The sequence below is a fragment of the Janthinobacterium aquaticum genome (assembly GCF_009208565.1).
Lineage (GTDB): Bacteria > Pseudomonadota > Gammaproteobacteria > Burkholderiales > Burkholderiaceae_D > Janthinobacterium.
In genome coordinates, this window is record NZ_WFLK01000017.1 from 75,225 (window position 1) to 95,643 (window position 20,419).

Sequence of the window (20,419 nt, forward strand, 5' to 3'; positions counted from 1 at the left end):
TGACAGCTTTTGCGTAGCCTGTCCTGCGCCCACGCGCGATCTCAAGATCAATCCGTTCGCCTGCCCCGGCTGGCTGTTCGCTTTCTCTGGATATGTATGCTGAATCAGAAATTCCTGTTTTTCTTCCGTCGCCAGCGCATGACTGCGCCAAAAGTATGGTTGCTGTGCGCGCAAATCGGTAGCCTGGCCTTACCGACTTTTTCCACTGCTCAAGAACAGCAAGGCGATGACGCCGTGCTGCAAATGGGTAAAGTGGACATCCATGCCCGCAGCAGCGGCCCTTTGTCGTCACGCAATATACTGAGTTCCGTCGATGTGCTGGCACCGCAAGTGATCGAACAGCAGCAAGTCAATCACACATGGGAGCTGTTGACGCGCGCACCGGGTGTGATGCTGACGCAGTTCAGGCAAGGCAACGAGTCGGGCAAACTGTCTTTTCGCGGCTTTAACGGCGAAGGCGAGGTCAATGCCGTCAAGCTCCTGATCGACGGCATACCAAGTAATGACAATGCCGGCGGCATGCCTTTCCTCGACATGCTGTTTCCGCTGGAGATCAGCCGCATCGAGATCGTGCGCGGCACCAACGATCCGCGCTATGGCCTACACAATATCGCAGGCAATGTCAACGTGCATACGCGCACGGGCGGCAATGATGGTGAGGCACGATTGAGCTACGGCAGCTTTCGCACCCGCCAGATGCAGTTGGCCAAAGGTATCGAAGAGGGTAACTGGACGCAGAATTACTTCGTCGGCTATCTTCAGTCTGCCGGATACCGCGATAATGCCGCTTTTGACAAGGCGACGCTGTCAGGCAAATGGTTCTACACCACCGACGACCAGCGCACCCGCTTCGGCGTGATCGCACGCCTGACGCAAAGCCATGGCGATGAAGCGGGCTACCTTGAAGCCGCCGATGCGCACCGTACGCCGACCGCTTCCTACGCGTATGCGCAATCGGACGGCGGCAATCGCGACATGGGCCAGTTAAGCGCCCATCTCGACGCCGAACTGAGCCCGGCCCTGTCGCTGTCTGCCAAGGCCTATGCCAACAGCGTGCGCGACCAGCGCTGGCTGCGCTACTCGCTGCTGGCGTCGCAGCAGGAGCGTGTTATCGACGAAACCCACTATGGCGTGCTGGCCAGCCTGACTTACCGGCCACAGGCAGTGCCGGCGCCATGGGCGCGCGGCATGTCGGTCGAGGTGGGCGCCAGTGCCGAGCACCAGCATGATCGCAGCCCGCGCTACAGGACAGAGAACAAGGTGCGCAAGGCTGTTACGCGCGACCAGCGGTTTGATTTCGATACCTGGGGCGCCTACCTGCAGGCAGTTTTCCTGCCGGTCACCGGTCTGAAAATCATGCCAGGCTACCGTATCGACAAGGTCCAGGGCGACTTCTCCGACCCGTCGAGACAGGTGCGCTACCCGATCAACGATTACGGCCTGATCCGGCAGCCCAAGTTCAGTGCCGTCTATAGCCCGTGGCAGGCGGCGAGCATCTACGGCAACTGGGGCAAGACGTTCCAGGTTGGCGCCGGGGCGGGCGCGTATCAGTCCAATGCCAATCGCTTGCGTGCGTCGATCAACGAAGGCTGGGAAGCGGGCATCAAATTGCGGCCGGTTGCCTGGGCCGATGGCCGCATTGCCGTGTGGCGCCAGGATGCCAGCGGTGAAGTCAAGCGCAAGCTCAATGATCCGACGGGTGACTCGGAAAACGTCGGCAAGACCCGCCGCGAAGGCATCGACCTGCAACTGAACGTGCAGCAGGGCGAGCGCCACAGTGCCTGGTTTGCCTATTCGCGCCAGCGTACGCGCATCGTCGAACCCGATCCGACAGCACCTGCCACGCTGGGCAAGCAAATCGATCACGTACCTGGCCATCTCTATTCGGCCGGCTATGATCTCCAGCTTGATCCCGCCACCAAAGTGTCGGCCTGGGCGAACGGGCAGGGCAGCTATTTTCTGACGACTGCCAATACCGGCGCCAGGTATGGCGCCTATGCCTTGCTCAATCTTGGTCTCACGTACCGTGTTTCCAGTGCGCTGACGCTCGATATGCAACTGAAAAATCTCGCCAATCGCTATTACGACTATGTGTGGACCAACGAAGTGACACGCCATGCGCCAGGTGATGGCCGGGCGTTGTATGTGTCGGCAACCATGCGATTCTGAACATCTTGAACTATCTTCTCCAGATGTTCAGCCATGCCATTATGCGCGCACAGAAACCTGGTTTTTATCAGATTGATATGCTGACTGCATAGCGCATCTACTGTCCCGCCAGCGGCAGCGTCACGCAAAACAGCGAGCCGCTGCCGGGCTGGCTTTGCAGCGTAATGGCGCCGCCGTGCGCGTCGACCAGCTGCTTGGTGATAAACAGCCCCAGTCCCAGCCCACCGGTACGGTCGTGCTGCACCACGCGCTCGAAAGCCTGGAAAATACGTTCCTGGTCGCGGCTGCTGATGCCGATGCCGTGGTCGCGTACTTCGATTACGGCACTGTTCGGTGTTTGCGACAGGCTGATCTCGACCGGCTGGCCGGCGCCGTAGCGCACGGCGTTGCTGATCAGGTTGACAACGATCTGTTCGACCCGGAAAGCGTCCCAATGGCCTTCGATCACGCCGCTGGCCTGCACGTGCAGCGTGGTGTTGCTGGCCAGGGCACCGGGGCTGAGGTCGTCGGCCACGCGGCGCACCAGCTCGGTCAGGTCGACCGCTTCGCGCCGGATGGACAGCTTGCCGCTATTGATGCGCGACACGTCGAGCATGTCGTCGATCAGGCGCACCATGCTGCGGATCTGGCGCGCATCGCGCGCCACCATCTTTTGCAGCTTGTCGGCGTCAAAAGCGGCCAGGTTGCCCCGTTCGAGGTTGACGGTACGCATCTGCGTTTCCAAAAACAACGTATTGAGCGGCGTGCGCAGCTCGTGCGCCACCATCGACATGAATTCATCGCGCATGTTCAGCGAGCGCTGCAGCTCGCCCTGGGTGGCGCGCAGCTCCTGCAACAGCGCTTCCTGCTGCTGACGGCTCTGTTCGAGCGCCAGCACCTGGCGCCGCGTCTCCATGCGCTGCTGGTGCAGCGCGACAAACACATTGACCTTGCTTTGCACGGCGTTGATATCGAGCGGTTTGTGCAGGAAGTCGACCGCGCCGCTTTCATAGCCCTGGAAGGAAAAATTCATTTCCTTGCCGGCGGCGGTGACGAACACGATGGGGATATGGCGCGTCTTTTCGGTGCCGCGCATCAGCTGGGCCAGCTCGAAGCCGTCCATTTCCGGCATCTGCACGTCGAGGATGGCCAGCGCGAAATCGTGCTCGAGCAGCAGGGCCAGCGCTTCCTCGCCGGAGGAGGCCTGGTAGACGCTGCGGCCGCTGTCGCGTATCAGCGCATTGAGCGCGCGCAAGTTTTCCGGCAAATCGTCAACGATCAATAATTTGGTACTGGTCTCGGTCATCATGTTTTATCCTGGCAATCCTTTGTTGCTGGCGCGCTGGCCCAGCATGGCGCGCTTGCGGTACAGCTTTTCCTGGCCGGCAATCGGTTCGTAGCGCTCGGCGTAGCTGCTGAAATTCAGGCTTTCCTTGCCGCCCAGGCCCAAAAAGCCGCGGTGCGACAGCGAATCGTGGAACAGGCCCAGCGCGCGGTCCTGCAGTTCCTTGTTGAAGTAAATCAGCACGTTGCGGCAGCACACCAGCTGGGTTTCGGCAAACACACTGTCGGTGGCCAGGCTGTGGTCGGCAAAATTGATGCGCTCAAGCAAATCGGCGTCAAAGCGCACGGTTTCATGTTCGACCGTGTAATAGTCGGACAGTTGCGCCTGGCCGCCGGCGGCGCGGTAATTGGCGCCATACGCGTCCATGCGATGCAGGCCATACACGCCGCGCGCAGCTTTCTGCAGGGCCTGCGGATTGATATCGGTGGCGTCGATGGTGCAGCGCGCCAGCATGTCTTCTTCCTTGAGCAGAATGGCCAGCGACAGCGCTTCTTCGCCGGTACAGCAGCCGGCCACCCAGATGCGCGGCGACGGATAGGTTTTCAGCACCGGCAGCACCTGCTGGCGCAGGGCCAGAAAAAACGACGGGTCGCGAAACATCTGCGTGACCGGCACCGTCAGTATCTGCAACAGCTGCTCGAACAGATCCGGGTCGTCCAGTACGCGTTGCTGCAGCGCGGCCACATCGGCGCAATGGAAGCGTTCGAGCGCATGGCTGAGCCTGCGCCGCTGCGACGACGGCGCGTAATCACGAAAATCATAGCTGTAGCGCTGATAGATCGCCTCCATCAGTTCGGCCAGCTGCGCATCCGTGTACTGATCCGACATTACATGCGTTCCATCTTCGGCATCCAGACGCGCAGCAGCGAGTACAGGCGATCCAGGTCGATCGGCTTGGCCAGGTAGTCCGAGGCGCCTGCCTGCAGGCATTCTTCCTGGTCGTTTTTCATGGCCTTGGCGGTAATGGCGATAATCGGCAGCTTGTTGTAGCGGCCGTCGGCGCGGATCTGGCGTGTCGCTTCCAGCCCGTCCATGCCCGGCATCATCACGTCCATCAGCACCAGGTCGATATCGTCGACGCTATTGAGCTTGCTGATCGCCTCGAAGCCGTTGCGCCCGATTTCCACCACCACGCCTTTCTGTTCCAGCGCGTTGGTCAGCGCGAAGATATTGCGCACGTCGTCGTCGACCAGCAAAATCTTGCGCCCTTCAAACACGCGTTCGCGGCTGCGCACTTGCTGCAGCATGCCCTGGCGTTCAGTGGACAGTTCCGATTCCACTTTATGCAGGAACAGCGTGACTTCGTCGAGCAGGCGCTCTGGCGAACGCGCACCCTTGATAATGATCGAGCGCGAATACTTCATCAGGTCGGCTTCTTCTTCACGGCTCAGATTGCGACCGGTGTAGACGATCACCGGCGGGAACGAGCACAGTTCTTCATGCTCCATGCGTTCGAGCAACTCGTTGCCTTCGATATCGGGCAGCTTCAGATCGATGATCATGCAGTCGAAAATCTGTGTCTTGAGCAAGTCGAGCGCCTGCTCGCCCAGCGCCACGGCGGTAATTTCGATATCGTCGTCGCTGATCAGGTGCACCACGCTTTCGCGCTGGCGTTCATCGTCCTCGACCAGCAGGATGCGCTTCATTTTCTGCGTGAATTTCGCTTCGAGCTTGTGGAATACATCTTTCAGCTGCTCGCGCGTGCGCGGCTTGGTGGCGTAGCCGACAGCGCCCAACTGCATCGCCGCCTGCACCTGGTCGTTGCCCGACACGATATGCACGGGAATATGGCGCGTGGCCGGGTTTTCCTTGAGCTTTTGCAGTACCAGCAGGCCAGGGCGGTCCGGCAGGCCGATATCGAGCAGGATCGCGTCGGGCAGGTATTCGGCGGCCAGGCGCAGGCCTTCCTCGGCGCCGTGCGCCACCAGGCACTGGTAATGCATCTCGTGCGCCAGGTCGAACAGGATGCCGGCAAAGGCCGGTTCATCCTCGATCACCAGCACCGAGCGCTGGCCGCTGCGCCGCGCTGGCACGCTGTCGCGGTCATCCTTGAAGGTGGCTTGCGGCACCGGCTTGGGCGTGGCCGGACTTGGTGTGGACGCTGGCGCAGGCGACGCTGCCGCAGCAGGGGCCGGCGCCTTGACTACCACAGTGGCCGGCGCCGTTTCTGCGCGCTGCTGCCATTGCTGCGGCAGCACCAGCGTAAAGGTGCTGCCCTGGCCCGGTGTGCTGGCCAGTTCGATGCTGCCACCGAGCAAGGCGGCCAGGTCGCGCGAGATCGACAGGCCCAGGCCGGTGCCGCCATAGCGGCGGCTGGTCGTGCCGTCAGCCTGGTGGAAGGCGTCGAATACTTTCTGCTGCTGGTCGTCGACGATGCCGATGCCGGTATCTTGCACTTCAAAGCGCACATGGCCGGCATTGTCATTGGTAACGCGCAGGCTGACGCTGCCCTTGTCGGTAAATTTGACCGCGTTCGACAGCAGGTTTTTCAGGATTTGTTCGAGGCGCTGGCGGTCGCTGGTCAACTCGGCGCGAGCGTCCGGTGCCAGGCTGACCTGGAACTCCAGCTGCTTTTGCTGCGCCTGCGCGCCGAACAACATCTTCATGCTCGACAGCAGGTCGCCTATTTGTACGGTTTCAGGCGTCAGTTCCAGCTTGCCGGCTTCGACCTTGGAAATATCGAGGATGTCGTTGATCAGGGTCAGCAGATCGTTGCCGGCCGAGTAAATGGTCTGCGCAAAGGTCACCTGTTCCGGCGTCAGGTTGCCATGGCTGTTGTCGGCCAGCAGCTTGGACAGGATCAGCGAACTGTTGAGCGGAGTGCGCAGTTCATGCGACATATTGGCCAGGAATTCGGACTTGTAGCGGCTGGCGCGCTGCAGCTCGTCGGCGCGCGCTTCGAGCTGGTCGTGCGCCTCGCCGATGGCCACGTTTTTCTGGTCCAGCGCCAGCGCCTGGATGGCCAGTTGTTCGTTCGACTGCTCGAGCGCCGCCTTTTGTTCTTCCAGGTGCGCCTGCGACTGCTCGAGCACGCGCGACTGTTCGCCCAGTTCCTCGTTGGCCGTGCGCAGCTCTTCCTGCTGCACTTCCAGCTCTTCGTTGAGCTGCTGGGTTTCTTCCAGCACGTTCTGCAGACGCTGGCGATACAGCGCCGCTTCAAGCGAGGTGCCAACATTGCCCGCGATCAGGCGCATGAATTCGATATCGCGCGGCGTCACCGGGCGGGTGAAGCCCAGCTCGATCACGCCGTTGACAGCGCCTTCGTTATTGACCGGTGTCAGCACCAGTTCCAGCGGCGCACCCTGGCCCAGGCTGGAACTGACGGTCAGATAGTTCTCGGGCAGCTGTTTCAGGTGTTTCAGGCGTTTTTCACGCGCTGTCTCGCCGACCAGGCCGACGCCGAGATTAAATACCTGGCGGTCCTTCAGCCCTTGTTCGGAAAAGCCGTACACGGCAACGCGGCGCAGGCTGCCGTCTTCCTGCATCACGTACAGGGTCGCGACCGCCACATCGAGGCGGTTGGCCAGGAAATCGAGCACCTGCCGCCCCAGTTGCGGCAGGGCCAGCTGGCCGGCGCTGTATTCGGCCAGTTCGGTCTGGCCACTGCGCAGCCAGGCCTGCTCCTGCAGCACCTCGTTGTCCTTGCCGCGCTGCTCGAGCGCCGCATTATAGATATTGGACAGGCGCAGCAATTCACGGCGTCCCAGAAAAGCCAGCAAACCGGACAAGCCCAGGCTCAGCGCCAGGAAAATCACCACGGCAATCGCCGTGCCGTTTTCGGCCGAATCGCTGCGCTCCTGGCGCAGGCGCTGCTCCATGCCGAGAAACGCCAGGAACTCGCGGCGGATTTCATCGAATTCAAGCTTGCCTTCGCCCTGGCGCACGCGCGCGAGAAACTCCTGATTGTTACGGCGCTGGGCGATCACGCTTTCCGCGTATTCGGTCCACTGATCCTGCAGTGCGCGGATGCGGCGCAGGCGATCCTGCTGGATCGCACTGTCGGACACCAGCTCGAGCAGGGTGGTCATCTCGACATTGATCTTGGCCTTGCCCGACTTGAATGGCGCGAGGAAGGTTTCGTCGCCGGTCAGCAGGTAGCCGCGCATGCCCGTTTCCAGGTCGACCGACAGCTTCATCACCTCGTTGGCATTGCCGATCACGCGTTCTGAATGCTCGACCGAGCGCAGCGCCGACAGCAGATAGGCGATCAGCCCGACAAAGACCAGCGCAGTGAGCACGCCGACCACCAGCGGCAAGGTAACGTTGCGCGCCAGAATGCGGCGGAAACTGAAGGTGTCGATCGGGGTATTGGTAGTCATCGGCATGGAAGATGAGGATTCAAGTGAGCAATTTTAACTGAAACACAATTTTTACCGCTGAGGTCATTGGTGCAAGTGACGGGGCAGGCGATAGCATACCAGTGCCGTGTAAAGTTGGTGGTTCTGCACGGAAGCATAAGTTTTCGTCTAGCAAATAAAAAACGGCGCCAGGTCAGCCCTGGCGCCGTTTTCAGGTGAATCAACCGATATCAGTCGCGAATTTCCAACGCCCGGTTCAGGCTCAGTGCGGCCAGCGAGGCCACCGCACCTGACAGCAGGTAGAAGCTGACGTAAGCAAGGCCGAAATTGGCCGACAGACCCAGCGCCACCAGCGGCGCAAAGCCGGCACCGACCAGCCAGGCCAGGTCCGACGTCAGGGCCGCGCCGGTATAGCGGAAGCGGGCAGGGAAGTTGGCCGTCACGGCGCCGGCTGCCTGGCCATACGACAGGCCCAGCAGGCTGAAGCCGATCAGGATAAAAGCATCCTGTCCGGTATTGCCGCCGCCCATCAGGCTCGGCACGAAGGCGCTGAAAATGGCGATCAGCACGGCCAGTACGCCCAGCGTGGTGCGGCGGCCGAAGCGGTCCGCCAGCAGGCCCGACAGCACGATACCGATAGCGGCCAGCACGGCGCCAACCATCTGCACTTGCAGGAAGTCGGTGGCGGAACGGGTCTGGTAGACCGAGATCCACGACAGCGGGAACACCGTGACCAGATGGAACAGCGCATAGCTGGCCAGCGCAGCGAGCGCGCCGATCACGATATTGCGACCCTGGCCGCGGCCCATTTCAAACACGCTGACCGGCTGCAGTTCGCGTTCGTCGAGCAGGCGTGCATATTCATTGGTCGACACCAGGCGCAGACGGGCAAACAGCGCTACCACGTTAATGGCAAAAGCCACGTAGAAAGGATAGCGCCAGCCCCAGTCGAGGAAGTCTTCGGTGGGCAGGCTGACCTGCATGTACCAGAACAGGCCGCCAGCGATCAGGAAGCCGACCGGTGCACCAAGCTGGCCCAGCATGGCGTACCAGCCGCGCTTGTTTGCCGGCGCGTTCAGTGCCAGCAGCGAAGGCAGGCCGTCCCACGAACCGCCCAGCGCCACGCCCTGGCCGATACGCAGCACAGCCAGCCAGACGATGGCGGCAAAGCCCAGGTGCGAATAGGTTGGCAGGAAGGCGATGCCGGCAGTCGAGACGCCGAGCAGGAACAGGGCGATGGTCAGTTTGGTGCTGCGGCCGAGGCGGCGCTGGATCTCCATGAAGATCACGGTGCCGAAAGGGCGGGCGATAAAGGCAAACGAGAAGATCAGGAACGAGTACAAAGTGCCTTCGAGGCGTTCTTCGAACGGGAAGAACAGCTGCGGAAACACCAGCACCGATGCAATGGCGTAGACAAAAAAGTCAAAGTACTCGGAGGCGCGGCCGATGATCACGCCGACGGCGATCTCACCGGGGTCGATATGGGACTCGACCGTGCCGGCCCCGCGTGCGTCGCGCAGGGAGTGGGGGGAAAAATCAGCGGGGACGTCGCCGCTGTGGATGCGCGTGCTGGACATGATGAGCCTCTCTATTAATTGTTTCGAGTTCGACAACATGTAACTTACCCCAGGTGTCTCACGCCCGGAGTAGGACTATGCACACAGTAGCTGTAGGACTGTTCCCAAGCAGCAGAGCGAGAATCTGCGCAGGGGTGGACAAAACGTCCAATTGCCATTGTGCTCCAGTGGGAATAAAGTACCATATCTTCATCCCCTGTACTGGATTTTCCTGTATGTTTTCATTAAAAGCTCGTCACGGACTGGCGCTGTTACCACTGACCTTATTGGCAGGTTGCAATACGGTGGTACTGAACCCGTCCGGTGATATCGCCATTCAACAAGGTAATCTGATCGTCATTTCCACCTTGCTGATGCTGTTGATTATCGTTCCGGTAATCGCTCTCACCCTGCTGTTCGCATGGCGCTACAGAAAAAACAACACCGCGGCCAAATATGAGCCGGACTGGGACCACTCGACCCGCCTCGAGCTCATTATCTGGGGCGCGCCCCTGCTGATCATTATCGTGCTGGGCCTGCTGACCTGGATCAGCACCCATACGCTGGACCCATACCGTCCATTGAGCCGTATCGACGCCAACCGTCCGATTCCGGCCAGCACCAAGCCGATGATCGTTGAAGTCGTGGCGCTGGACTGGAAATGGCTGTTCATCTATCCGGAGCAAGGTATTGCTTCGGTCAATGAACTTTATGCGCCGGTCGACCGTCCAATCCGTTTCAAGATCACCGCCTCGTCGGTCATGAACTCGTTCTTCGTTCCAGCACTGGCCGGCCAGATCTACGCCATGCCAGGCATGGAAACCAAGCTCAACGCAGTGATGAACAAGGTTGGCGTGTATGACGGTTTCTCGGCGAACTACAGCGGCGCCGGTTTCTCGGGCATGCGTTTCAAGTTCCATGGCGTCAATGATGCAGACTTCGACAAATGGGTTGCCACCACCCGTGCAGGCGGCGGCGCGCTCAACCGCGACGACTACCTGGCGCTGGCCAAGCCGAGCGAACGCGATCCGGTGCGCCGCTACAGCAATGTGCCGGTCGATCTGTACAAGGCCATCCTGAACCGCACCATCGTGTCCGACGCGCTGTGCGTGACGCCGGTCCAGCCGTACAAGCTGGCAGCGGCAGAGACCGCGGCCGCACCTGCCACGGCAGTCGTGGCAGCGAACGCAGCGGTTGAAAAGGATGTTCAGGCCAAGTAACAACTGCATGAATCGCGCAGCAACGTGTTTTAATGCTGCAGATACTGGCGCCGTTTGACTGGCGCCTCCCTTTTTTCTCTGAGAGTAACAATGCTAGACCATATTGATCTGACGAAGCTTATATTCGGCCGTCTGACTTGGGATGCAATTCCATTTCACGAACCTATCCTGTTGGCGACCTTTGCTGGTGTCGGCCTGGGCGGCATCGCGCTGGTCGCGGCGCTGACGTATTTCCGCGTCTGGGGTACCTTGTGGCGCGACTGGATCACCAGTATCGACCATAAAAAAATCGGTATCATGTACATGATCCTCGGTATCATCATGCTGCTGCGCGGCTTTGCCGATGCGCTGATGATGCGTACCCAGCAGGCCATCGCCTTTGGCGACAATGCCGGCTTCCTGCCTCCCCATCACTACGACCAGATCTTTACCGCCCACGGCGTGATCATGATCTTCTTCGTGGCGATGCCGTTTGTGACCGGCCTGATGAACTACGTGGTGCCACTGCAAATCGGTGCGCGCGACGTGGCTTTCCCGTTCCTCAACAACTTCAGCTTCTGGATGACCACCATGGGCGCCGTGCTGGTGATGGCTTCGCTGTTCGTCGGCGAATTCGCCCGTACCGGCTGGCTGGCTTATCCGCCGCTGTCAGGCATTCTGGGCAGTCCGGATGTGGGGGTAGACTATTACATCTGGTCGCTGCAGATTGCGGGGGTCGGGACACTGCTGTCCGGGGTCAACCTGATCGCCACCATCGTCAAGATGCGCGCACCTGGCATGACCTGGATGCGCATGCCGATCTTTACCTGGACCGCACTGTGCACCAACGTGCTGATCGTTGCAGCTTTCCCTGTGCTGACCGCCGTACTGGCCATGCTGGGCCTGGACCGCACCGCCGGCTTCAACTTCTTCACCACTGAACTTGGCGGCAACGCCATGATGTACGTCAACCTGATCTGGATCTGGGGTCACCCTGAGGTCTACATCCTGGTGCTGCCGATCTTCGGCGTGTTCTCGGAAGTCGTTGCCACGTTCAGCTCGAAGCGCCTGTTCGGCTACGCTTCGATGGTGTACGCCACCTGCGTGATCATGATCCTGTCGTACCTGGTATGGCTGCATCACTTCTTCACCATGGGTTCGGGTGCGAGCGTCAACTCGTTCTTCGGCATTACCACCATGATCATCTCGATCCCGACCGGCGCGAAGATCTTCAACTGGCTGTTTACGATGTACCGTGGCCGTATCCGCTACGAACTGCCAATGCTGTGGACGATCGGCTTCATGGTCACCTTCACCATCGGCGGCATGACCGGCGTGCTGCTGGCCGTACCACCAGCCGACTTCGTGCTGCATAACAGCCTGTTCCTGATCGCCCACTTCCATAACGTGATTATCGGTGGCGTGGTGTTCGGTGTGTTCGCTGCGATCAACTACTGGTTCCCGAAAGCATTCGGTTACAAGCTCGACACGTTCTGGGGCAAATGCTCGTTCTGGTTCTGGTTCGTCGGCTTCTACCTGGCCTTCATGCCGCTGTACGTCCTGGGCCTGATGGGTGTCACGCGTCGCCTGAACCACTTCGAAGATCCATCGCTGCAAATCTGGACCATCATCGCCTGGTTTGGCGCAGTCTCGATCGCGCTTGGTATCGGCAGCATGATCATGCAATTCATCGTCAGCTACCGCAACCGCGAAAAACTGCGCGTGACCGGCGACCCATGGGGCGGCCGTACGCTGGAATGGTCGACCTCGTCGCCACCGCCAGATTACAACTTTGCCTTCACGCCACAAGTGCATGAACTCGATGCATGGACCGACATGAAAAAGCACAACTACGAGCGTCCAACCTCGGGCTTCACGAAAATCCATATGCCGAAGAACACCTGGGCAGGTTTCGTGATCTCGGCACTGGCAGCGGTAGTGGGCTTCGGCATTATCTGGCAAATGTGGCTGGTGGTCGGTATCGGCTTCCTGGTCATGATGGTGACCATCATCGTCCACACCTTTAACTACAAGCGCGATTACTACATTTCGGCCGAAGAAGTTGTTCGCACCGAAGACGCTTACACTAAATTGCTGAGCAGCCATGTCTGAAACCATCGTCCATAACACCGGCGCCGCTGGCGCCGCCCTGCGCAAGCAATACTTTGTGCGCGAGCACCATCCGGAAAACAGCAGCCTGCTGGGTTTCTGGCTCTACCTGATGAGCGATTGCCTGATCTTCGCCTGTCTGTTTGCCACTTACGCCGTGCTGGGCCGCAGCTATGCTGACGGTCCGACCGGCGCGGCACTGTTCGACCTGCCGCTGGTGGCCGTCAATACGGCCATGCTGCTGCTGTCGTCGATCACCTATGGCTTTGCCATGCTGGCCATGCAGCGCAAAAAGCTGGGCAGCACGCTGCTGTGGCTGGGCATCACCGGTCTGTTCGGCGTAGCCTTCCTGTCGCTGGAAATGTATGAGTTCATGCACCTGATCCATGAAGGCGCCGGTCCGCAACGCAGCGCCTTCCTGTCGTCGTTCTTCGCGCTGGTCGGTACCCACGGCCTGCACGTGTTCTTCGGCATCATCTGGCTCGTGACGCTGATGTTCCAGCTGAAAAAGCATGGCCTGACGCCTGAAAACGGTCGCCGCATGATGTGCCTGTCGTTGTTCTGGCACTTCCTGGACGTGATCTGGATCGGTGTATTTACCTTTGTTTATCTGATGGGAGTCCTGCCATGAGCGGCCACAATCAACACGGCGACCACCATGGCCACGACCACGGCCATGACAGCCACCACCACGATGCGCATGACCATGGCAGCCTGAAAAGCTACAGCATCGGCTTTATCCTGTCGGTGATTCTGACGGCCATTCCGTTCTGGCTGGTGATGAACAAGACCATCAGCAACTCGGGCACGCTGGGCCTGGTCCTGCTGGCCTTTGCTGCCGTTCAGGTGGTGGTGCACATGGTGTACTTCCTGCACATGAACGCCAAGTCCGAAGGCGGCTGGAACATGATGGCGCTGATCTTCACGGTCATCATCGTGGTGATCGCCATGGCTGGTTCGCTGTGGGTGATGTACCACATGAACACCAACATGATGCCTAGCATGATGCCCGAGATGAACATGAACTCGGCTTCATGATGAGTCAACCGCGCCCAGGCAATATCGGGCGCGCCCCTGGAGCGGCATCGTCCGATGCCGCTCCAGGCCCGCGTGGCACCGCCATTCGTTATGCACTGGCGGTGCTCGCGGCGATCCTGTTTGCCGGTTTCTGCGCTTTGGGAACCTGGCAAGTCAAGCGACTGCAATGGAAGCTGGACCTGATCGAGCGCGTTGAACAACGTGTCCATGCACCTGCCACGGACGCACCTGGTCCTGCAGCATGGGCCAGCATTACCCACCAATCGGACGAATACCGCCATGTGCGACTGTCCGGCATCTATCTCCCCATATTCAACACCCTGGTGCAGGCAACGACCGAGCTTGGCAGCGGCTACTGGCTGATCACGCCTTTGCGCCTGGCAGATGGTTCGACCGTGCTGGTCAACCGTGGCTTTGTAGCCAAACGTACCAGCATTGCCGCCAGCACGCCGCCCGGCACAGTGACCATCGACGGCCTGCTGCGGATGACCGAACCGCGCGGCGGCTTTTTGCGTGAAAACAACCCGGCGACCCAGCAATGGTATTCGCGCGACGTGGCCGCGATTGCTGCTTCGCATGAACTGGCCAACACGGCGCCATACTTTGTCGATGCGGCCAAGGGCCTGGAAAGCGCAGCCGATGCGCCGGTCGGCGGCCTGACGGTAATCCGCTTTGCCAACAGTCACCTGGTCTATGCGCTGACCTGGTTTGCACTGGCCCTCATGGTGGCCGGCATCAGCTGGTGGATCGTGCGCGAGGACAGGAAGCGCCGCCGCGCCCCTGCACAGCAGGAACAGGGCTAGGGTGGACAGCAAGGTGAAAATCGTGCCGAACCGCGAAGTGCTGGAACGCGGGACGGTAGAGGCCGTGATCGAGCATCCGGCTGGCCATCAGAACATGAAGCTGTTGATCCAGCTGCGCTGGCTGGCCGTGATCGGCCAGATTTCCACCATCTTCGGCGTCGGCGTGGGCCTCGGTATCGCCTTGCCGGTGCCGTATATGCTCGAAGTGCTGTCCTGCCTGATTGCCTTTAATCTCGCCAGCCTGTTGCGCTGGCATGAGCGCCAGCCGGTGTCCAATACGGCGCTGTTCCTGGCCCTGCTGGTTGACGTGACCGTGCTGACCGCCCAGTTGTACCTGAGCGGCGGCATCAGCAACCCGTTTGTCTTTCTGTATTTGCTGCAGGTGATCCTCAGCGCCGTGCTGCTGGAAGTGTGGTCGACCTGGATCATGGTGGCGATCACCGGCCTGTGTCTGGCCGGCCTGGCCTTGCTGCCCAGCCCGCTCATTTTGCCGATCGACCCCGAGCGCGGCTTTGCCAGCCTGTATGTACAGGGCCTGTTGATCTGCTTTTTCCTCAATGCCGCCTTGCTGGTGATGTTTATTACGCGCATCAACCGCAACCAGCGCGCCGGCGACGCCAAGCTGGCCGACCTGCGCCAGCGCGCCGCTGAAGAGGAGCACATTATCCGCATGGGTTTGCTGGCCTCGGGCGCCGCGCACGAGTTGGGCACGCCGCTGGCCACTTTGTCGGTAATCCTTGGCGACTGGCGCCGCATGCCGTCGCTGAGTCAGGATGCCGAACTGCTGGAAGAAATTACCGAAATGCAGGCGCAGCTGCAGCGCTGTAAAAGCATCGTCAGCGGCATCTTGCTGTCGGCCGGCGAAGCGCGCGGCGAGTCGTCGGTGAAAACCACCATCAATACCTTTTTGAACGATCTGGTCGAGGAATGGCGCGACAGCCGCCCGATCCGCGCTTTCGAGTACGATAACCGTATCGACCTCGATGTGCCGGTGGTGTTCGATTCCACCCTCAAACAGACCATCTGCAATGTGCTCGACAATGCGCTCGAAGCGTCGCCCGACTGGCTGCGTTTCGAGGCCACGCGCGAAGCCGATGCGCTGCACCTGGTGGTGACCGATGCCGGTCCCGGTTTCGAGCCGTCGATGCTGGCCCACCTGGGCAAGCCTTACCAGTCAAGCAAGGGCAAGCCGGGCGGCGGCCTTGGGCTGTTTTTGGTCGTCAACGTGGCGCGCACGCTGGGCGGCACCGTCACCGCCCGCAACCGCGTGCAGGGCGGGGCAGCCGTGCATCTGGCGCTGCCGCTGGCCGCCATCAAATTTGAAAGAGAAAGTGTGAACCATGCAGCAAGATGACCGCCTGTTGCTGATCGTCGAGGACGACGCGGCCTTTGCCCGCACGCTGGGCCGTTCGTTCGAGCGGCGCGGCTACCAGGTCATCCTGGCCACCAACCTCGACGAAGTCAACGCCTTGCTGGAACAGCATTGCCCCGATTATGCGGTGGTGGATCTGAAACTCAATGGCAGTACCTCGGGTCTGTCTTGCGTACAACTGCTGCACCAGCACAACGAAGAGATGCTGATCGTGGTGCTGACCGGCTACGCCAGCATCAATACCGCCGTCGAGGCGATCAAGCTGGGCGCCTGCCAGTACCTGGCCAAGCCGTCCAATACCGACGATATCGAAGCGGCGTTCGGCCATGTGGCCGGCACCGCCGAGATCGAGCTGACCGGCCGCGCCACCAATATCAAGACGCTCGAATGGGAACGCATCCATGAAATGCTGGCCGAGACCGATTTCAATATCTCGGAAGCGGCGCGCCGGCTGGGCATGCACCGGCGCACGCTGGCGCGCAAGCTGGAAAAGCAGCGCGTGAAATGAGTGTGAGTTAATTCAGGCCTGAAGCTGGCAAGCCATTTGCTGCAGCATGATGTGCGGATGGCTTTCCAGCGCTTCGCGGTGCGACGTAAAAACAAATCCCTGCCGCTGGTAAAACGCGGCCGCGCGTGCATTTTCCGGCGCTACATCGAGCACCATGCGCGCGTGACCGGCGTCCATCGCCCGCTGTTTTGCCAGCGCCACCAGCCGGCTTGCCGCATCGCTGCCGCGCCAGGCTGGCGCCACCCACATCCCCAGCAGATGGCAGGCGCCGTCGCCGGCCTGCGCATGGGCCGTAAGCCCGACTGCCATATCGCCATCAAACGCCAGCACGTAGGCGCGCTCGGCCGCGCTTTGTGCACGCTGTTGCCAGTCGGCGTCCGTGTAGGCGGCAGCGCTGGCGTGAGTAACGCCAAACGCTGTCGGTGCGTCCAGCAACGCGGCCAGGCGTACCGCTTTCAAGGCGCGCCAGTCGCCAGGCGTGCAGACGCGCACCGTCAGTGGTGATGCCAATGAGTTGTTCAATGAGCTGGTCAATGAAACCCCTAGTTGAACATGATGGCCGTCTTGTGCTCGATACTCAAGCGGCACGCTTCAAAAATGGCTAGCCACGCCACCAGCTCCCGATGCAGCGGTGCTTCGATGTCGATGCGCGCATTGATGCGCTCGGCTTCGTCGTCGCTCAGTTGCTCGTTGAGCAGGAAGATGCCCAGCGCCGGCGCGGCCACTACCAGTTCCTCGCGCAGCCGGTAGGACGAACCGAGCATGCCGCCCAGTATCGGCATGGTCTCGTCGGCAAACACAATATCGTCAAACACGATCGGGAAATAATAGCCTTCGCAGTCTGAATGGCAGAGCAGATGGCTGCTCAGCATGTCGGCTTCCGCTTCCAGTACCGGGTCGTCGCTCGGGTCTTCACCTTCCGGCACCGGCGTCGCGCGCCACTGGCCGTCTTGCCGGGCATAAGCGTAGGCGCGGCGCAGATGGTGCAGGAAACTGTAGGGAAATGATTCGATGGCGGCGCGCGACTTCAGCTCGGGCAGCCGTGCCGGTTCTTCGTGCGGCGGCAGCCCGGCCAGGCGCAGGGCCGCATTGGCCTGCTCGATCGAGGCGGCCAGCGCGACGGCGCCTTCCGGGTCTTCCTGCAGCACTTCGGCCATGACGCCGACGGATATTGCCAATCCCATGATACGTTTCCTTGATAGATAAATTTGATGGCTCAAGACTGATCCCACACTTCCACCGTCAGCAGTTGCTGCGGCGAACAGGCGGCAATGCGTTCGGGATGCACGGTAATGCTGCCTTTCCAGCCAGTTGGCGTGTCACCGCCAAAGCGCACGCCCGGGTTCTCGGCAATGCCTTTTTCCAGCAGCGGCACCAGCTCGCTGGCCAGCGCCGTAAAGCGGTTGGGATAGCCGCCCGACGAATGCTGGGTTGCCTTGCCGGCCTTGCACAGATTGATGATCCAGTCCATGCCGCCCAGGCCGGCATCCCAGGTTGCCAGCGTCATTTCCTTGCTGTTGCCGCCAGCCTGTTTGCGTTGTTCGAGTGTTTCAGTTGTTACGACGGTCCACCAGCCCAGCATCGTGCCTCCATCTTTTCATTGCATTATTAACGTGTCATCGCGCGCCGCAGCAGGTAACTGAGGCCGTCCACGCTGGCCACCATCAGCAGCATGGCCACGATCACGGTCGCTGCCTGCTGCATCTGGAACAGCGACAGATGGTATTTCAGCATCTGTCCCAAGCCGCCTGCGCCAACTACGCCCAGTATCGCGGCGGCGCGAATATTGTTTTCCCAGCGGTACAACGTATAAGACATCATTTGTGGACTGCACTGCGGTACGGTAGCGTACAAAAACGCCGCAGTCGGTTGCACGCCGTTGATACGCAAGGTCGCCGCCGGCAGGGGCGGGCAGTTCTCAAATGCATCGGCAAACAGGCGGCCCAGTACGCCCACTGTGTGAAACGCCAGCGCCAGCGTGCCGGCAAACGGCCCCAGGCCGGCGGCGATCAGCAAAATCGAGGCCCACACCAGTTCAGGTATCGAGCGCAGCACGTTGAGTACACCGCGCGTCAGATTGCGCGCCACGGGGCCAAGGCGTCCGCTGGCCGGCAGTGCCAGCACAAAGCCCAGCACGGCGGCAATCACCGTACCGATGGCCGACATGGCCAGCGTCTCAAACGTGGCCACGCCGACCTTGGACAGAAAGCCGGGCGACAGTTCAGGCGGCGCAAAGCCATGCAGAAAGTCCAGCGTGCTGGCCATGGCTTCGCTGCTGAAAAAATCACGCCATTTCAACGGCAGGCTGGCAAAACTGCCGACCACCAGCGCCGCCAAGCCGGCCAGCAGCAACCAGGTCGACCAGCGCACCGGCGCCGGCTGGGGCAAATCAGTTTCATGCCTCATGCCAGCCTCCTGCGCAGCATGGCCGAGACCGCATCGGCGCCGGCCACCAGCAGCACGAACACCATCAGCATGGTCGACAGTTCGCTGCCGGCCATCATCTTCATCGATTCATCCATGCGCTGGCCCAGGCCGCCGGCGCCGACAAAGCCCATCACCACCGAGCCGCGTATCGCGCATTCCCAGCGGTAGACCGAGTAGGACACCAGTTCGGCCGCCGCATCGGGCAGCGCACCATACAGCAGCGCCTGGATGCGCCCGCCGCCATTGTGCAAAATGGCGTTGCAGGCCTGGGCATCGGACGATTCCAGGATTTCCGCGTATACCTTGCCCAGCATGCCGCAGTAGGTGAGGGCAATCGCTATCACGCCGGCCGTCGGTCCCAGGCCGACAATGCGCACCAGCAGCAGCGCCCACACCAGCTCGGGCACGCTACGCAGCAGCACCAGCAGCGCGCGCACGCCATGGCGGATGGCGGCAGCCATCGGCGCGACCTTGCCGCTGCCGATGCGCGACACCGACAGCCGGTCGGTCACCAGCAAAGTGAGTGGAATCGCGCCCAGCATGGCCAGAGCCATGCCGGCGGTGGCCATGGCGATGGTTTCCCAGGTGGAGACGGCCACGATCTGCAGGAACTCGCTGGAATGCGCGGGCGGCACAAAGCTGGATAGAAATTGCCAGGTGGCGCCCAGGCTCTGCTCGTCCCACAAGATCCAGGGTTTGAATTCGGCTTGCACCAGCATCGGCCACAGCACCAGCACCGCCACGACGGTGATGGTCAGACGGTTGCGCCAGGCCGGGTCGCGCGGCATGGCTGACGCTAGCAACGCGGCCTCGCAGCTTGCAAATCCGGCTCGACGGCATCAAACACAGGCGCAGGGTCGGCCTGGTTGCGGTACAGCGCGGCAATCATGGCGTCGCTGACGTCGTGCCTCGGCGCATCGAACACGATCCGGCCATCGCGCAGGCCGATAATGCGCGCAAAGCTGCTGCGCGCGATTTCAACCTGGTGCAGGCTGCAGATCAGCGTGGCATTGCGTTCCTGCGCTTCGGCCTTGAGCACCTCGATGGTCTGCTGCGCCAGCGTCGGGTCGAGCGCCGACAGCGGTTCATCGACCAGGAAAATTTCGGCGTTCGACACCAGTGCGCGCGCCATGCCGCAGCGCTGGCGTTCGCCGCCGGACAGCCGATCAACACGCGCGTAGAGTTTATCTTGCAGATTGAATTTGCCCAGCGCCTGCCAGGCGGCGCGCGGATCGAGCGGCACGAACAGCGAACGCATCGCCGTCCACAAGCTCCATTGCGGCAGCCGGCCGGCCAGCACCGCGTTGACCACGCGCTGACGCGGTGGCAGCGGTGGCGTTTGCGGCGCCAGGAACAGGCGCCGGCGCAAGGCGTGGCGCTCGGCGCTGGCCACCTGCCACGGTTGCACGCCGAGCACGGCGAGCGTGCCGGAAGCCGGCTGCAGCGCGCAGGCCAGCGTATGGAGCAGGCTGGTCTTGCCGGCGCCAGACGGGCCGATCAGCGCAATCTGTTCGCCCTGGACGATATCGAGATCGAGTTCGCGCAGCGCCAGGGTATTGCTGGCGGCGCCGGCATGGTGGACGCTGAGCTTGGTGAGGTGGTATGTCATGCAGTGT

Annotated in this window: 18 protein-coding genes; 8 read left to right on the forward strand and 10 right to left on the reverse strand. The window is 61.1% G+C overall.

Going from position 1 to position 20,419, the window contains the following annotated elements; translation table 11 throughout:
* Positions 1 to 96 precede the first annotated feature (96 nt).
* The gene (locus tag GCM43_RS22935) at positions 97 to 2,169 is read left to right on the forward strand and encodes a TonB-dependent receptor (protein WP_226929625.1); all 2,073 of its coding nucleotides are present in this window, start codon (positions 97 to 99) and stop codon (positions 2,167 to 2,169) included.
* A 97-nt stretch (positions 2,170 to 2,266) separates the two neighbouring features.
* Here GCM43_RS22935 and GCM43_RS22940 read toward each other — a convergent pair whose 3' ends face one another.
* The 4 genes from GCM43_RS22940 to GCM43_RS22955 all read right to left on the reverse strand — a co-directional run bounded on the left by GCM43_RS22940 (position 2,267) and on the right by GCM43_RS22955 (position 9,368).
* On the reverse strand, positions 2,267 to 3,457 hold the full coding sequence (locus GCM43_RS22940) for a hybrid sensor histidine kinase/response regulator (protein ID WP_152248212.1): 1,191 nt from the start codon (positions 3,455 to 3,457) through the stop codon (positions 2,267 to 2,269).
* Positions 3,458 to 3,460: 3 nt separating this feature from the next.
* A complete protein-coding gene (locus GCM43_RS22945; protein ID WP_152248213.1) occupies positions 3,461 to 4,321 on the reverse strand; it encodes a CheR family methyltransferase in 861 nt (286 codons plus the stop codon).
* On the reverse strand, positions 4,321 to 7,812 hold the full coding sequence (locus tag GCM43_RS22950; protein WP_152248214.1) for a response regulator: 3,492 nt from the start codon (positions 7,810 to 7,812) through the stop codon (positions 4,321 to 4,323). Before GCM43_RS22950 ends, GCM43_RS22945 begins: the two co-directional genes overlap by 1 nt.
* A 209-nt stretch (positions 7,813 to 8,021) precedes the next feature.
* Positions 8,022 to 9,368 carry an MFS transporter gene (locus GCM43_RS22955; protein ID WP_152248215.1) on the reverse strand — a complete coding sequence of 449 codons (1,347 nt, stop codon included), beginning with the start codon at positions 9,366 to 9,368 and terminating at the stop codon, positions 8,022 to 8,024.
* A 215-nt stretch (positions 9,369 to 9,583) separates the two neighbouring features.
* Between GCM43_RS22955 and cyoA the strand changes: the two genes are divergently transcribed.
* The 7 genes from cyoA (at position 9,584) to GCM43_RS22990 (ending at position 16,376) form a co-directional block, all read left to right on the forward strand.
* Positions 9,584 to 10,567, forward strand: a complete 984-nt coding sequence (gene cyoA / locus GCM43_RS22960; protein ID WP_152248216.1) for a ubiquinol oxidase subunit II — start codon at positions 9,584 to 9,586, stop codon at positions 10,565 to 10,567.
* 90 nt (positions 10,568 to 10,657) lie between these two features.
* Positions 10,658 to 12,658: a cytochrome o ubiquinol oxidase subunit I gene (gene cyoB / locus GCM43_RS22965; RefSeq protein WP_152248217.1), complete on the forward strand. Its 2,001-nt coding sequence runs from the start codon at positions 10,658 to 10,660 to the stop codon at positions 12,656 to 12,658.
* Complete coding sequence (gene cyoC, locus GCM43_RS22970) at positions 12,651 to 13,286, forward strand: cytochrome o ubiquinol oxidase subunit III (protein ID WP_152248218.1); 636 nt, start codon at positions 12,651 to 12,653, stop codon at positions 13,284 to 13,286. The genes cyoB and cyoC overlap by 8 nt, the downstream gene beginning before the upstream one ends.
* Positions 13,283 to 13,693, forward strand: coding sequence for a cytochrome o ubiquinol oxidase subunit IV (cyoD, locus tag GCM43_RS22975; protein ID WP_152248219.1), 411 nt, complete (start codon positions 13,283 to 13,285; stop codon positions 13,691 to 13,693). Before cyoC ends, cyoD begins: the two co-directional genes overlap by 4 nt.
* Complete coding sequence (locus tag GCM43_RS22980; protein WP_152248220.1) at positions 13,690 to 14,496, forward strand: SURF1 family protein; 807 nt, start codon at positions 13,690 to 13,692, stop codon at positions 14,494 to 14,496. The genes cyoD and GCM43_RS22980 overlap by 4 nt, the downstream gene beginning before the upstream one ends.
* 22 nt (positions 14,497 to 14,518) lie before the next feature.
* Positions 14,519 to 15,850 carry an ATP-binding protein gene (locus tag GCM43_RS22985; RefSeq protein ID WP_413770982.1) on the forward strand — a complete coding sequence of 444 codons (1,332 nt, stop codon included), beginning with the start codon at positions 14,519 to 14,521 and terminating at the stop codon, positions 15,848 to 15,850.
* Positions 15,837 to 16,376: a response regulator transcription factor gene (locus tag GCM43_RS22990; protein ID WP_152248221.1), complete on the forward strand. Its 540-nt coding sequence runs from the start codon at positions 15,837 to 15,839 to the stop codon at positions 16,374 to 16,376. The genes GCM43_RS22985 and GCM43_RS22990 overlap by 14 nt, the downstream gene beginning before the upstream one ends.
* Positions 16,377 to 16,388: 12 nt before the next feature.
* Here the strand turns inward: GCM43_RS22990 and GCM43_RS22995 are convergent, their stop codons facing one another.
* The 6 genes from GCM43_RS22995 to GCM43_RS23020 are packed head-to-tail and all read right to left on the reverse strand — an operon-like array spanning position 16,389 to position 20,412.
* Positions 16,389 to 16,886, reverse strand: a complete 498-nt coding sequence (locus GCM43_RS22995; protein WP_226929627.1) for a GNAT family N-acetyltransferase — start codon at positions 16,884 to 16,886, stop codon at positions 16,389 to 16,391.
* Between the two features lie 32 nt (positions 16,887 to 16,918).
* Positions 16,919 to 17,560 carry a hypothetical protein gene (locus tag GCM43_RS23000; protein WP_152248222.1) on the reverse strand — a complete coding sequence of 214 codons (642 nt, stop codon included), beginning with the start codon at positions 17,558 to 17,560 and terminating at the stop codon, positions 16,919 to 16,921.
* A 32-nt stretch (positions 17,561 to 17,592) separates the two neighbouring features.
* On the reverse strand, positions 17,593 to 17,958 hold the full coding sequence (locus tag GCM43_RS23005; protein ID WP_152248223.1) for a hypothetical protein: 366 nt from the start codon (positions 17,956 to 17,958) through the stop codon (positions 17,593 to 17,595).
* Positions 17,959 to 17,984: 26 nt separating this feature from the next.
* Entirely contained in the window at positions 17,985 to 18,782 is a 798-nt protein-coding gene (phnE, locus tag GCM43_RS23010; RefSeq protein WP_152248224.1) for a phosphonate ABC transporter, permease protein PhnE, read from the reverse strand.
* Complete coding sequence (locus GCM43_RS23015; RefSeq protein WP_152248225.1) at positions 18,779 to 19,591, reverse strand: PhnE/PtxC family ABC transporter permease; 813 nt, start codon at positions 19,589 to 19,591, stop codon at positions 18,779 to 18,781. Before GCM43_RS23015 ends, phnE begins: the two co-directional genes overlap by 4 nt.
* 8 nt (positions 19,592 to 19,599) lie before the next feature.
* A complete protein-coding gene (locus GCM43_RS23020; RefSeq protein WP_152248226.1) occupies positions 19,600 to 20,412 on the reverse strand; it encodes a phosphonate ABC transporter ATP-binding protein in 813 nt (270 codons plus the stop codon).
* Between the last annotated feature and the right edge of the window lie 7 nt (positions 20,413 to 20,419).